Annotated in this window: 12 protein-coding genes and 1 tRNA gene; 10 read left to right on the plus strand and 3 right to left on the minus strand. The window is 72.6% G+C overall.

The features are described 5' to 3' along the window. Nucleotides 1-52 precede the first annotated feature (52 nt). From BLP73_RS12555 to lpxB, 8 genes are all read left to right on the plus strand, one after another. The gene (locus tag BLP73_RS12555) at nucleotides 53-1,060 is read left to right on the plus strand and encodes an AAA family ATPase (protein WP_090745006.1); all 1,008 of its coding nucleotides are present in this window, start codon (nucleotides 53-55) and stop codon (nucleotides 1,058-1,060) included. Continuing rightward, a complete protein-coding gene (locus BLP73_RS12560; protein WP_090745009.1) occupies nucleotides 1,057-1,926 on the plus strand; it encodes a DUF58 domain-containing protein in 870 nt (289 codons plus the stop codon). The genes BLP73_RS12555 and BLP73_RS12560 overlap by 4 nt, the downstream gene beginning before the upstream one ends. Continuing rightward, nucleotides 1,926-4,679 carry a DUF4159 domain-containing protein gene (locus BLP73_RS12565; protein WP_090745012.1) on the plus strand — a complete coding sequence of 918 codons (2,754 nt, stop codon included), beginning with the start codon at nucleotides 1,926-1,928 and terminating at the stop codon, nucleotides 4,677-4,679. The genes BLP73_RS12560 and BLP73_RS12565 overlap by 1 nt, the downstream gene beginning before the upstream one ends. Further along, on the plus strand, nucleotides 4,676-6,778 hold the full coding sequence (locus BLP73_RS12570; RefSeq protein WP_090745015.1) for a hypothetical protein: 2,103 nt from the start codon (nucleotides 4,676-4,678) through the stop codon (nucleotides 6,776-6,778). The genes BLP73_RS12565 and BLP73_RS12570 overlap by 4 nt, the downstream gene beginning before the upstream one ends. 73 nt (nucleotides 6,779-6,851) lie before the next feature. Further along, on the plus strand, nucleotides 6,852-7,331 hold the full coding sequence (fabZ, locus tag BLP73_RS12575) for a 3-hydroxyacyl-ACP dehydratase FabZ (protein WP_090745018.1): 480 nt from the start codon (nucleotides 6,852-6,854) through the stop codon (nucleotides 7,329-7,331). Continuing rightward, nucleotides 7,324-8,121, plus strand: a complete 798-nt coding sequence (lpxA, locus tag BLP73_RS12580) for an acyl-ACP--UDP-N-acetylglucosamine O-acyltransferase (protein WP_090745021.1) — start codon at nucleotides 7,324-7,326, stop codon at nucleotides 8,119-8,121. Before fabZ ends, lpxA begins: the two co-directional genes overlap by 8 nt. Further along, a complete protein-coding gene (locus tag BLP73_RS12585; protein ID WP_090745025.1) occupies nucleotides 8,118-8,924 on the plus strand; it encodes an LpxI family protein in 807 nt (268 codons plus the stop codon). The genes lpxA and BLP73_RS12585 overlap by 4 nt, the downstream gene beginning before the upstream one ends. Before the next feature lie 73 nt (nucleotides 8,925-8,997). Beyond that, a complete protein-coding gene (lpxB, locus tag BLP73_RS12590) occupies nucleotides 8,998-10,158 on the plus strand; it encodes a lipid-A-disaccharide synthase (protein ID WP_090745280.1) in 1,161 nt (386 codons plus the stop codon). Here the strand turns inward: lpxB and BLP73_RS12595 are convergent. Together BLP73_RS12595 and BLP73_RS12600 are read right to left on the minus strand one after the other, a co-directional pair. Further along, nucleotides 10,136-10,483, minus strand: a complete 348-nt coding sequence (locus BLP73_RS12595; RefSeq protein ID WP_090745028.1) for a RidA family protein — start codon at nucleotides 10,481-10,483, stop codon at nucleotides 10,136-10,138. The genes lpxB and BLP73_RS12595 overlap by 23 nt on opposite strands. A 2-nt stretch (nucleotides 10,484-10,485) precedes the next feature. Further along, nucleotides 10,486-11,241: a sulfite exporter TauE/SafE family protein gene (locus BLP73_RS12600; RefSeq protein WP_090745031.1), complete on the minus strand. Its 756-nt coding sequence runs from the start codon at nucleotides 11,239-11,241 to the stop codon at nucleotides 10,486-10,488. Between the two features lie 106 nt (nucleotides 11,242-11,347). On the opposite strand from BLP73_RS12600, the gene BLP73_RS12605 reads away from it, so the two are divergent. Next, nucleotides 11,348-11,809, plus strand: coding sequence for an MmcB family DNA repair protein (locus BLP73_RS12605; RefSeq protein ID WP_090745034.1), 462 nt, complete (start codon nucleotides 11,348-11,350; stop codon nucleotides 11,807-11,809). On the opposite strand, the gene BLP73_RS12610 is transcribed toward BLP73_RS12605, so the two are convergent. Beyond that, nucleotides 11,793-12,011 (minus strand): DUF6324 family protein, encoded by a 219-nt coding sequence (locus BLP73_RS12610; RefSeq protein ID WP_090745038.1) that lies wholly within the window; start codon nucleotides 12,009-12,011, stop codon nucleotides 11,793-11,795. The two genes, BLP73_RS12605 and BLP73_RS12610, sit on opposite strands and share 17 nt — an antisense overlap. Before the next feature lie 101 nt (nucleotides 12,012-12,112). Between BLP73_RS12610 and BLP73_RS12615 the strand changes: the two genes are divergently transcribed. After that, a tRNA-His gene (locus BLP73_RS12615) sits at nucleotides 12,113-12,189 on the plus strand. Nucleotides 12,190-12,203: the final 14 nt, after the last annotated feature.

Here is a 12,203-nt window from a genome sequence, read left to right on the forward strand (position 1 = left end):
GCCCTTCCCGGAACTGCTATGCTCCGCTCTAAAGCAGCGGAAAGGCATTGTCATGGGCGACGACGAGAATCTGGTGCCTCAGGTGACCGCGCTGGCCGAGACGCTGGCCGAGGCGCGCCGCGCCGTCGAGCAGCGTTTCGTCGGCCAGCACGCGGTGGTCGAGCAGGTGCTGGCGGCCATCCTGGCGGGCGGGCACGCGCTGCTGGTCGGCCAGCCCGGCCTCGGCAAGACGATGCTGGTGGACACGCTGTCCACGGTCCTCGGCCTCGGCAGCCAGCGCATCCAGTTCACGCCCGACCTGATGCCCGCCGACATCCTCGGTTCGGAAGTTCTGGACGCGTTGCCCGACGGCACCCGCGCCTTCCGCTTCATCGAGGGGCCGGTCTTCACCCAGCTTCTGATGGCGGACGAGATCAACCGCGCCAGCCCCCGCACCCAGTCCGCCCTGCTGCAGGCCATGCAGGAGCGCGAGGTGACCATCTCGGGCCAGCACCGCCCGCTCGGCCGGCCCTTCCATGTCCTCGCGACGCAGAACCCGATCGAGCAGGAGGGGACCTACCCGCTGCCCGAGGCGCAGTTGGACCGCTTCCTTCTGCAGATCGACGTGGACTATCCCGACCGCGCGACCGAGCGCGAGATCCTGCTGGCGACCACCGGCCTCGAGGAGGGCGCCGCCCATGCCGCCTTCACCCCGGACGGGCTGATCGCGGCGCAGCGCCTCATCCGCCAGATGCCCGTGGGCGAGGCGGTGGTTGACGCGATCCTGGACCTTGTCCGCGCCGCCCGGCCGGGCGAGACCGACGGCGCGCCCTGGCTTGCGGATGCGCTGCTCTGGGGGCCGGGGCCGCGCGCGGCGCAGGCGCTGATGCTGGTGACGCGGGCGCGCGCCGTCCTGAACGGCCGCTTCGCGCCCACGCTGGACGATGTCGAGGCGATGGCGGCACCCGTCCTGCGCCACCGCTTGGCCCTGACTTTCGCCGCCCGCGCGCGCGGCGAGACGGTGGACGCCGTCATCGCGCGGCTTCTGGACGACCGGCAGGCAGGCCGCCGCGCCGCATGAGCCTGACGCCCGCCCAGCTGCGCGCCCGTGCCGAAAGCGCCAGCGGCGCGCTGCCCGCGCTGCTTCTGGCCGCCGAGCGGCTGGCACAGCAGGTGGCGCCGGGCGCGCATGGCCTGCGCCGGGCAGGTCCGGGCGAGGATTTCTGGCAATATCGCCCCGCCTCCAGCGGCGACAGCGCGCGGAGCATCGACTGGCGCCGCTCGGCCCGGTCGGACGCGCAGTTCGTGCGCGACCGCGAGGCGCAGACGGCGCAGACCGCCGCCATCTGGGTCTCGGGCGGTCGGGGCATGGACTTCACCGGCGCCGAGGGGCGCGAGACCAAGCTGGATCGCGCGCGGCTTCTGGCGGTCGCGCTGGCGATGCTGCTTCTGCGCGGCGGCGAGAAGGTCGGCCTGCTTGGCGAGCCTGCCCGCACCGGCCGCCTCCAGGCCGAGCGCCTGGCCGAGAGCCTGCTCGCGGCGGCGCCCATGGCGCAGGATGACGCCGCCCCGCCGGCCGCCGCGCTGCGGCCACAATCGCGCGTGGTGCTGATCTCGGACTTCCTGGCGCTGCCGGACTGGCTGCCGGCCTTCCTGGCGCGGGCGGCGGGCAGCGGGGTCACCGGCGTCATCATCCAGCTGCTCGACCCCGACGAGGAGAGCTTCCCCTACGAGGGCGCCGCCGTCTTCCGCTCGGCCGGAGGCGGGCTTCGCCACGAAAGCCGCGACGCGGGCGGGCTGCGCGCCGCCTATCTGGACCGCCTGGCCGAACGCCGCGCCTTCCTGGCGGCCGAGGCCATGCGGGCCGGCTGGCAGTTCGGCCATGCCAGCACGGCCGAGCCGCCGTCCGACCGGCTCGGCTGGCTCTGGCGGGTGTTGGGGGGCTGATGCTGGTCCTCGGGCCCCTTGGTTTTGCCGCGCCCTGGCTGCTGACCGCGCTCATCGCGCTGCCGGTGCTGTGGGTCATCCTGCGTGCCATGCCGCCCGCGCCGAAGCGCATCACCTTTCCAGGCGTCGCGCTGCTTCTTGGCCTCAAGGACCGGGCGCCCGAGGCGCGGCGCACGCCGTGGTGGCTGCTGCTGATCCGGCTGGCGGCGGTGGCGGCGCTGATCCTCGCCTTCGCCGGCCCTGTCTGGCGCCCCGTGGCCGGCGCCCCCGCCACCGGCCCGCTGCTCATTGTGATGGACGCGGGCTGGGCCGCGGCGCCAGGCTGGGCAGGCCGCCAGGCGCGGGCCGAGCGCGCGCTGACCGAGGCCGCCGCCGCTGGCCGGCCCGCCGCGCTGCTGCTGGCGGACGGGCAGGACGGGCAGGGCGCACTGGCCTTCCAGCCCGCCGACACGCTGCTGGCCCGGCTGCGCGCGGCGCAGCCCGTGGCCTGGCCCTCGCAACTGCCCCCGGCGCCCGGGGCGCTGCTGGAGGGACGCCCTGAAGGCAGGCTCCAGACGCTGTGGCTGACCGACGGGCTGGATCACCCGGCGCGCGCCGACTGGCTTGCCGCGCTGGCGGCCGAGGGCGAGGTGACGGTCGTGCCGCCGTCGCAGCCGCTGCGCAGCATCGAACTGCAGCCCGGCGAGCCGCCCGCGCTGGTCCTTCACGGCGCGGCCGACCCCGCGCCGGCGGTGCTGGCGATCGGCCCGGACCCGCAGAGGATCGAGCGCGAGCTGGCGCGGCTGGTGCCGGGCGATCCCGTCACCGAAGCAGGCGCCACCCGCCGCGCCGTCCCGCTGGACCTGCCGCCCGAGCAGAGAAACCGCATCACCCGCTTCCAGATCGAGGGCGACAGCCATGCCGGCGCCGTGGTGCTGGCCGACGACCGCGTGCGCCGCCGCAAGGTCGCGCTGGTGGCCGAGGCCGCGGGCCAGGCCGAGGGGCAGGAGCTGCTGTCCCCGGCCCATTACGTCCGCCAGGCGCTGGAGCTTTCGGCCGACCTGATCGAGGGCGGCCTCGGTGACGTTCTGGACGCCGCGCCCGATGTCGTGGTGCTGGTCGACCAGGTGCAGCTGGCCGAGATCGGGGAACTGGCCGAATGGGTGGACGCGGGCGGGCTGCTGATCCGCTTCGCCGGGCCGCGCATGATCGCCTCGGACCGGCTGATGGACGAGCCGCTGCTGCCCGTCGCGCTGCGCCAGGGCGGGCGCGACATCGGCGGCGCGCTCAGCTGGGGCGACCCGCGCGGCCTTGCCCCCTTCGCGCGCGACGGCGTCTTCGCGGGCCTCGAGCCGCCCGGCGATGTCGCGGTCCGCGCGCAGCTGATGGCGCAGCCCGCGCCCGATCTGGCCGAGAAGACCATTGCCGCGCTCAGCGACCAGACGCCGCTGGTGACGCGGGACAGGCTGGGGCAGGGGCAGGTCGTGCTGTTCCATGTCAGCGCCAATGCCGAATGGTCGAACCTGCCCCTGTCGGGCCTCTTCGTGCAGATGCTCGAGCGGCTGGTCGCCACCGCCCGCATGGCGCCCGCGGCCGAGGCCGAACCCGAGCGCAGCCAGCCCTTCTGGACGCCCGAGCTGGTGCTGGACGGCTTCGGCCGCATCGCGCCGGCCGAGGGGCTTGCCCCCGCAGCGGCCGAGGCGATGGCCGAGGGGCCGGGACCCGGCCGCCCCGCCGGCCTCTATGTCGCGGGCGAGCGGCAGCAGGCGCTGAATGCGGGCGGCGCCTTGCTGCCGGCCACCTGGCCCGGCGCACGGATCGAGGATGCCGAGGCCGGGCGCGGGCGCAACCTGGCCGGCCTCCTGCTGGCGGCGGCGGCGCTGCTTCTGGCGCTGGACGCGCTCGGCTCGGCGCTGGTCGCGCGGGGCGGGCGCCTCATCGCGGCGGCGCTGGCGGGGCTGTGGCTGGCGGCCGCGCCGCCGCCCGCCGCCGCGCAGGACCTTGACGGCGAACTCGTGCGCGCCGCGGGCGAGGTGGCGCTGGCCTATGTCGTCACCGGCGAGGCCGAGATCGACCGTGCCTCCGAGCAGGGTCTCTGGGGCCTGTCCCTGTCCCTGCGCCAGCGCACCTCGGTCGAGCCGGGGCGTCCGGTCGGCATCGCGCTGGACGAGGATGACCTGTCGATGCTGACCTTCCTCTACTGGCCGATCACCGACACGCAGGCCCCGCCCTCGCCGCAGGCCTATCTGCGGCTGAACGCCTTCCTGCGCTCGGGCGGGATGATCCTCTTCGACACGCGCGACGGCGATGTGACCGGCGTCGGCGGCCCGGACATGTCCGGCCCCCTGCGCCGGCTGGCCGCGCCGCTGGACATCCCGCCGCTGGCGCCGGTCCCCGAGGACCACGTGCTGACGCGCACCTTCTACCTTCTGGGCGATTTCCCCGGCCGCTGGCAGGGCAACCCGGTTTGGGTCGAGGCCCCGCCGGTCGGCGCCGAGGCGGCCAGCGGCGTGCCCTTCCGCCAGCTGAACGACGGCGTGACGCCGGTGGTGATCGGCGGCAATTCCTGGGCCGAGGCCTGGGCGGTGGACGATCAGGGCTATCCCGCCTATCCCATCGGCCGGGGCTGGGAGGGCGAGCGCCAGCGCGAGATGGCCTATCGCTTCGGGATCAACCTGGTGATGTATGTGCTGACCGGCAACTACAAGTCGGACCAGGTCCATGTGCCGGCCCTGCTGGATCGCCTGCGGACCGAGGAGATCCTGTCCCGATGACCGCGCTGCGCTTCGATCCGGCCCTGCCGTGGTGGGCTATCGCCTCCCTTGCCGCGCTCGCGCTGCTGGTCGCGGCCTTCGCGCTGTGGCGCGGCTTGCGCGGATGGGCGTGGCGCGGCCTTGCGGGCCTCGCGGCGGCGCTGGCGCTGGCCGGTCCGGCGCTGGAGACGGGCACGCGGCTCGGCCTGTCCAACATCGTCGTCATGCTCGAGGATCGCTCGGCCAGCCAGGACCTGCCCGGCCGCGCCGCGCAGATGCAGGGGGCCGAGGCGCTGGCGGCCCGCATCGCCGCCCTGCCACGGACCGAGCTGCGCCGCGTCACGGTGGGCGACGACCCGGACGGCACGCTGCTTGCCGCCGAACTGGCCCGCGCCGTCGCGGCCGAGCCGGAAGAGCGGCTGGCCGGCGTGATCGCGCTGACGGACGGGCAGATCCATGACCCCGCCATGCTGCCGCCGGACCTTCCCGCGCCGCTGCACGTCCTGCTGACCGGCCAGCCCGAGGACTGGGACCGGCGACTCGTGATCGAGGAGGCCCCCGCTTTCGGCCTCATCGGCCAGGAGGTCGAGATCCGCCTGCGCGTCGAGGATCAGGGCGACGTGCCTGCCGATGCGGGCACGACGGCAAGCCTGCGCATCTCGGTCGATGGCGAGGAGCCGCTGGTGACCGCCGTGCCCGTGGGCGTGTCGATGGCGCTGCCCGTGACGCCCGGCCATGCCGGACAGAACGTCGTGCAGATCGAGATGGAGGCGCCCCAGACTGCCGCCCCCGAGCTGACCGACCGCAACAACGCCGCCGCCATCAGCATCAACGGCGTGCGCGACCGGTTGCGCGTGCTTCTGGTCTCGGGCGAGCCGCATGCCGGCGAGCGGACCTGGCGGAACCTGCTGAAATCCGACGCGGCCGTCGATCTCATCCACTTCACCATCCTGCGCCCGCCCGACAAGCACGACGGCGTGCCGGTCAGCGAGCTGTCGCTGATCGCCTTTCCCACGCGCGAGCTGTTCCTGGAGCGTATCGAGGATTTCGACCTCATCATCTTCGACCGCTACCGCGTCCGGGGCATCCTGCCGCCCGAATACTACCTCAACATCGCGCGCTACGTCGAAAACGGCGGCGCGGTGCTGGTGGCGGCAGGGCCCGAGCTGGCGGGCGTGGAAAGCCTCAGCCGCTCGCCGCTGGCTCCGATCCTGCCGGCCCGCCCGACCGGCCGGGTGGTCGAGGAGGCCTTCGTGCCGCGCCTGTCGGACGAGGGGCGGCGGCATCCGGTGACCACGGGCCTGCCCGGCGCCGGCACCGCCGAGGCCGATCCGGACTGGGGCCGCTGGCTGCGCATGGCCGAGACCATCCCCGAGCCCGGCGCGCAGGTGGCCATGACCGGCGCCGAGGGCAGCCCCCTTCTGATCCTGAACCGCGTGGGCGAGGGGCGGGTGGCGCTGCTGACATCGGACCAGGTCTGGCTCTGGGGCCGCGGCTTCGAGGGTGGCGGGCCGCAGCTGGAACTGCTGCGCCGCATCGCCCACTGGTCGATGAAGGAGCCCGAGCTGGAGGAGGAGGCGCTGCTGGCCGATGTCCGCGGCGGCATGCAGCTGTCGGTGACGCGCCGCACGATGCAGCCGAGCGCGGGGCCGCTGACCGTCACCCGCCCCGACGGCGAGACCGAGGAGATCGCCCTGACCGAGGAGGCGCCCGGCCGCTTCACCGGCAGCTGGACGGCGCCCGAGCCCGGCCTCTACCGGCTGGCCGACGGCGAGATCAGCCGTGTCGTCGCCCTCGGCCCTGCCGCCCCGCGCGAGTTCGAGGAGACCGTCGCCAGCGCCGCGCCGCTCGAGCCGCTCGTCGATGCCTCGGGCGGCAGCGTCTCGCGCCTGTCGGACGGTCTGCCCGAGCCGCGGCTGGTGGCACAGGGCCGCAGCACGCAGGGACGGGGCGCCCTCGGCAGCTGGATCGGCCTGACCGACCGCGACGCCGCCAGCGTCACCGGGCTGGAGCGCCGTCCGGTGCTGCCGGGCTGGGCCTGGCTCGCGATCATCTCGGGCCTCATCCTGGCGGGCTGGCTGGCCGAGGGCCGGCGCGGCGGCGGTCGCTCGCCTGCCTGACGCGGCGGCAGCCCTGATGCTTGCCAAGGTCCGGCCCCGTTGGTAACCCCGGTCAAAACGCCAAGGAACGCAGATGGCTGACGCAGCGCGCAACCCCGCCCCCTATACCCAGGCTGACCTCTCGCTCATCAAGCGGATCATCCCCCATCGCTACCCGTTCCTGTTCATCGACAAGGTCCGCGACATCGTCCCCTTCGAGCGCGCCGTGGGCGTGAAGCTGGTCACCTGCAACGAGCCGCATTTCCAGGGCCACTTCCCGTCGCAGCCGATCATGCCCGGCGTCACCATCGTCGAGGCGATGGCGCAGACGGCGGGCGTGGTGGTCGGCATCAGCCTCGATCTGGTGGACAAGCCGCTCCTGACCTATTTCATGGCGATCGACGGCTGCAAGTTCCGCCGCATGGTCGTGCCCGGCGACGTGCTGGAGCTGAACGTGACCGTCAAGCGTTCGGGCGGCAAGATCTGGAAGTTCCGCGGCGAGGCGACGGTGGAGGGCCAGCCCGCCGCCGAGGCCGAGTTCACCGCGATGATGGATCTGGGCACGCATGGCTGAGGCCCGCATCCACCCCTCGGCCGTGATCGAGCCCGGCGCGCAGATCGGCGCCGGGGTCGAGATCGGCCCGTTCTGTGTCGTCGGCCCGAAGGTGCGGCTGCATGACGGGGTGGTGCTGAAGTCCCATGTCGTGGTCAGCGGCGACACCGAGGTGGGCGAGGGGACGGCGATCTTCCCCTTCGCCTCAATCGGCGAGGTGCCGCAGGACCTCAAGTTCCAGGGCGAGGACGTGCAGCTGCGCATCGGCGCCCGCAACCGAATCCGCGAATATGTCACGATGAACCCCGGCACCGCCGGCGGCGGCAGCCTGACCTCGGTGGGCGATGATGGACTGTTCATGGCCTCCAGCCATGTCGGCCACGACTGCCGCATCGGCGACCGGGTGATCCTCGCGAACAGCGTCGCCATCGCCGGCCATTGCGTGCTGGAGGACGACGTGATCGTCGGCGGCCTCTCGGGCGTGCATCAATGGGTCCGCATCGGGCGCGGCGCGATGATCGGCGCAGTGACGATGGTCACGGCCGACGTGATCCCCTACGGCCTCGTGCAGGGCCCCCGCGGGCATCTCGACGGTCTGAACGTCGTCGGCCTCAAGCGCCGGGGCGCGAGCCGGGCGGACATCGCGGCGCTGCGCGAGCTGCTGGGCGCGCTCGGGCAGGGCTCGTTCCGCGACACCGCCCGCGCCCGTGCCGAGGGCGGTGCCACGGGGATGGAGCGGGACGTGCTCGACTTCATCCTCGGCCCTTCGGACCGCAGCTTCCTCGCCCCTCATCCGGCGCCCCAGAAGTGAGCCGCATCGCCGTGATCGCGGGGCAGGGCCGCCTCGCCCCCGCCGTCGTCGCTGCGCTCGAGGACCCGCAGGTCCACGCGCTGGAGGGCTTCGCGCCCGACATCCCCGCCACGCCCTTCCGGCTCGAGCGGCTGGTGCCGTTCCTCGACCACCTTCTCGACAGCGGGGTCACTCGCGTGGTCTTTGCCGGCGCCGTCCGCCGCCCGCGGCTCGACCCCGAGGCCTTCGACCCGCGGACCGCGCAGCTGGTCCCGCGCATCCTCGCCGCGATGCAGTCGGGCGACGACACGGCGCTGCGCACCGTCCTCGACATCTTCGAGGAAAGCGGCCTGAGCGTCTGTTCCGTCAGCGAAATCCTGCCTGACCTCGTACCGGGCGAGGGCATCCTCACCGGCACCACGTCCGAGGCGGATCGCCGCGACGCCGCCCGCGCCGCCGCGATCCTGCGCGCCACCGGCCCGCTGGACCTCGGCCAGGGCACGGTCGTGGCGCAGGGCCTCTGCCTCGCACTCGAGACGCTGCCCGGCACCGCCGCGATGCTGGATTTTGCTGCCCGCCACGCCAACCTGCGCCCGAACCCCGAGGGCGCTCGCGGCGTCTTCTACAAGGCGCCGAAGCCCGGTCAGGACCGCCGCATCGACCTGCCGACCCTCGGCCCCGACAGCGTGACCCAGGCCGCGGCCGCCGGCCTTGCCGGCATCGCGTGGGAGGCGGGCGGCGTTATCCTGCTGGACCGCGACGAGGCCGTGGCACGCGCCGACGCGGCCGGTCTCTTCCTCTGGTCGATGCCGCCCGACGCCTGAGGGGCGCCAAAAGGCTGGCATCTTCTCTATTGTCCAAATACCCATGTTGCAACGCAGCAACCTGGCGGGACCGATGAAGTTCTTTCTGATCGCGGGCGAGGCCTCTGGCGACCAGCTGGGCGCCGCGCTGATGGCCGGGCTGAAGACGCTTCATCCCGAAGCGACGTTCACCGGCGTCGGCGGCCCGGCGATGGCGGCCGAGGGACTTGCCAGCCTCTTTCCGATGGACGAGCTGAGCGTGATGGGCCTGATGGAGGTCCTGCCGAAATACCGCCAGCTCAAGCGCCGCATCCGCGAGACGGCCGCCGCCGTCGCCGCCGCGGCGCCGGACGCGCTGATCGGCATCGACAGCCCCGATTTCTGCCTGCGCGTGGCGCGCCTCGCGCGGCAGGCGAACCCCGACCTGCGGGTCATCCACTATGTCGCGCCCTCGGTCTGGGCGTGGCGCCCCGGCCGCGCGGCGAAGATGGCCGAGGTGGTGGACCATGTCCTCGCGCTGCTGCCCTTCGAGCCGCCTTACATGCGTGCCGCCGGCATGACCTGCGATTTCGTCGGCCATCCTGTCGCCGGAATAGAGGTTGCAGGCCCCGACGAGGCGCAGCTGTTCCGCCACGCCCACGGGATTGACGTCCATGCACCGGTGGTCCTCTGCCTGCCCGGCTCGCGGCGGGGCGAGGTCGCGCGCCTTGCCACCCGCTTCGACGAGGCGCTGATCCGCCTGCGCGACCGCGTCCCCGAGATCCGCGTGGTCCTGCCCACCGTTCCCGGCGTGTCGGACATGGTGCGCGAGATGACGCGGCGCTGGCCCACCGCGCCCATCGTGATCGATGATGCGGACGAAAAGCGCGCCGCCTTCGCCGCGGCCGATCTGGCCCTGGCGGCCTCGGGAACGGTCAGCCTGGAACTGGCGGCGAACCGGATTCCGATGGTGATCGGCTACGACATGGCGCCGCTGAGCCGGCTGATCATCGGGCTGATGCTGAAGACCGACACGGTAACGCTGGTGAACCTTGTCAGCGACACGCGCGCCGTGCCCGAATTCCTCGGCCGCGCCTGCCAGCCCGGCCCGCTCGCGCAGGCGCTACAGGAGGCGCTGGAGGACGCAGCCAGCCGCCAGGCGCAGCTCGACGCGATGGAGCTGACGATGGAGCGGCTTGGCCGGGGAGGTGAGGCGCCGGGCCTTCGCGCGGCGCGCTCGGTGCTGGACGCGCTTAAAGCGCGGCCGTCACGATGATCTCGACCTTGTAGTCCGGGGTCGCCAGCTTCGCTTCGCCGGTGGCGCGGGCGGGGGTATGGCCCTGCGGCACCCAGCCATCCCAGACCGCGTTCATCTCGGCGAAGTCGGCCATGTCGGCCATCCAGATCTGGGCCGAGACGATGCGAGTCTTGTCCGCGCCGGCCTCGGCCAGCAGCGCGTCGATCTGGCTCAGGATCACGCGGGTCTGCTCGGTCACCGAGGCGCCGGGCTCGCCCACTTGCCCGGCCAGGAAGACGAAGCCGTTGGCGATGACGGCCTGGCTCATGCGGGGGCCGGTCTGGATGCGGGTGATGTCGGTCATGGTCATGCTCCTTGGATGAGACGGACGAAGAAGATCGCGGTCATGCCAAAGCCGACGCCCGAGATGAGCATCCGCAGGGCATGGCGCGGGATGGCGCGGGCGGCGGGCGCGCCGGCATAGCCGCCGGCGATGGTGCCAAGCGCCATGACGGCGCCGGGACCCCATGCGATGCTGCCGCCGATGGCGAAGACGACGAAGGCGATGACGGCCAGCGCGAAGCTGAGCCAGCTTTTCAGCCCGTTCATCTGATGCAGGTCGTTGATGCCCCACATCGCGAACAGTGCCAGCATGATGATCCCCAGTCCGCCGTTGAAATAGCCGCCATAGACCGCCATCGGCAGCAGCGTGCCGAGGCCGAAGGGCGTCGCGATGTGGCGCCAGCGGGCGGCGGCCTGGCGGACGCGCTCGGCGAAGGTGAAGATCAGCGTGGCGGCCAGCAGCAGGAACGGGACCAGCATCGCGAAGGCCTCGTTCGAGCTGACGAGCAGCAGGCCCGAGCCGACGGCGCCGCCGATCATGGTCCAGACGGTCAGCTTGACCATCGGCGCGCCCTCCATCGCCCGGATGTCGCGGCGAAAGCCGTAGGCGGCGGCGAGATAGCCGGGCAGGGCGGCGACGGTCGCGGTCGCGTTGGCGGCGACGGGCGGGATGCCGGTGAAGACGAGGGCCGGGAAGGTGATGAAGGTGCCGCCGCCGGCGACGGCGTTGAGCATTCCCCCGAAGAAGCCCGCGACGAAGAGCAGCATTGTCTCGAACATCAGGGCCTTCCGGGGATTCGCGAGTTCGGGGGACGCTATACGCGGCTTGCAGCCCCTGCAAGCGGCGGCTCTTGCCCGTGTTGCGGCTTTGTTCTAACGTTGCCGGATGGACGACACGGCCCCCATCCTGCCCCCGATGCCCGGCCAGCGCCTCGCGCGCGGGGTGGGTCGCCTGCTGCGCAGCATGGACCACGCGGTGCTGCTGGAATTCGTGCCGTCGCGCGGCCTGCGCGTCGACGTGATGAGCCTCGGCCCCAAGGGCGAGATCTGGATCGTCGAGTGCAAGAGCAGCCGGGCCGACTTCACGTCCGACCGCAAGTGGCAGGGCTACCTCGACTGGTGCGACCGCTACTTTTGGGCGGTGGACGGCGAGTTTCCCTGCGAATTGCTGCCCGAGGAGACCGGCCTGATCCTGGCCGACCCCTACGGCGCCGAGATTTCGCGCATGGCGCCCGAGGCGCGGCTGGCGGCTGCGCGGCGGAGCCGGCTGATGCGCGACTTCGCCCGCTGCGCAGCCCTTCGGCTTCAGGGCATCGCCGACCCCGACGCCGTCAGCGCCTTTTCTTAGGCTGGCCGCCCCCACTTCCGCCCATGCCGCGGGCCGCCTCGGCGGCGGCCATCAGCTCTTCGGCGATCTCGATGGCCTCTTCGGGGTCGAAATCCATCGGCAGATCGACGGTGTCGCCCTGGATGTAGATGCGGACCATGCCCTGGTCCGTCGGCCCGATCTGCAGGTTCGCGGTGATGTCGCTTTCGCTGTTGATGCCCATGGCTTGTCCTTTCGCGGCTGAAACTTTCTCTAGCGCGCGCGCATTTTGCCGGCAAGGAGGGCTTGCAACGTCGCCGGCCCGGGTCTAAAGAACCGCCCTGTGCCGCCTTAGCTCAGTTGGTTAGAGCGCTAGATTGTGGATCTAGAGGTCGCCCGTTCGAGCCGGGCAGGCGGTACCACCCATCATCCCGTC

The organism is Paracoccus tibetensis (assembly GCF_900102505.1).
Classification (GTDB): Bacteria; Pseudomonadota; Alphaproteobacteria; order Rhodobacterales; family Rhodobacteraceae; genus Paracoccus; species Paracoccus tibetensis.

What these genes read in the sequence shown, in the direction of transcription:
- BLP73_RS12555 (WP_090745006.1), top strand. Translation starts at nt 53, where the DNA reads ATGGGCGACGACGAGAATCTGGTGCCTCAGGTGACCGCGCTGGCCGAG.
- BLP73_RS12560 (WP_090745009.1), top strand. Translation starts at nt 1,057, where the DNA reads ATGAGCCTGACGCCCGCCCAGCTGCGCGCCCGTGCCGAAAGCGCCAGC.
- BLP73_RS12565 (WP_090745012.1), top strand. Translation starts at nt 1,926, where the DNA reads ATGCTGGTCCTCGGGCCCCTTGGTTTTGCCGCGCCCTGGCTGCTGACC.
- BLP73_RS12570 (WP_090745015.1), top strand. Translation starts at nt 4,676, where the DNA reads ATGACCGCGCTGCGCTTCGATCCGGCCCTGCCGTGGTGGGCTATCGCC.
- fabZ (WP_090745018.1), top strand. Translation starts at nt 6,852, where the DNA reads ATGGCTGACGCAGCGCGCAACCCCGCCCCCTATACCCAGGCTGACCTC.
- lpxA (WP_090745021.1), top strand. Translation starts at nt 7,324, where the DNA reads ATGGCTGAGGCCCGCATCCACCCCTCGGCCGTGATCGAGCCCGGCGCG.
- lpxB (WP_090745280.1), top strand. Translation starts at nt 8,998, where the DNA reads ATGAAGTTCTTTCTGATCGCGGGCGAGGCCTCTGGCGACCAGCTGGGC.
- BLP73_RS12595 (WP_090745028.1), bottom strand. Translation starts at nt 10,483, where the DNA reads ATGACCGACATCACCCGCATCCAGACCGGCCCCCGCATGAGCCAGGCC.
- BLP73_RS12600 (WP_090745031.1), bottom strand. Translation starts at nt 11,241, where the DNA reads ATGTTCGAGACAATGCTGCTCTTCGTCGCGGGCTTCTTCGGGGGAATG.
- BLP73_RS12605 (WP_090745034.1), top strand. Translation starts at nt 11,348, where the DNA reads ATGGACGACACGGCCCCCATCCTGCCCCCGATGCCCGGCCAGCGCCTC.
- BLP73_RS12610 (WP_090745038.1), bottom strand. Translation starts at nt 12,011, where the DNA reads ATGGGCATCAACAGCGAAAGCGACATCACCGCGAACCTGCAGATCGGG.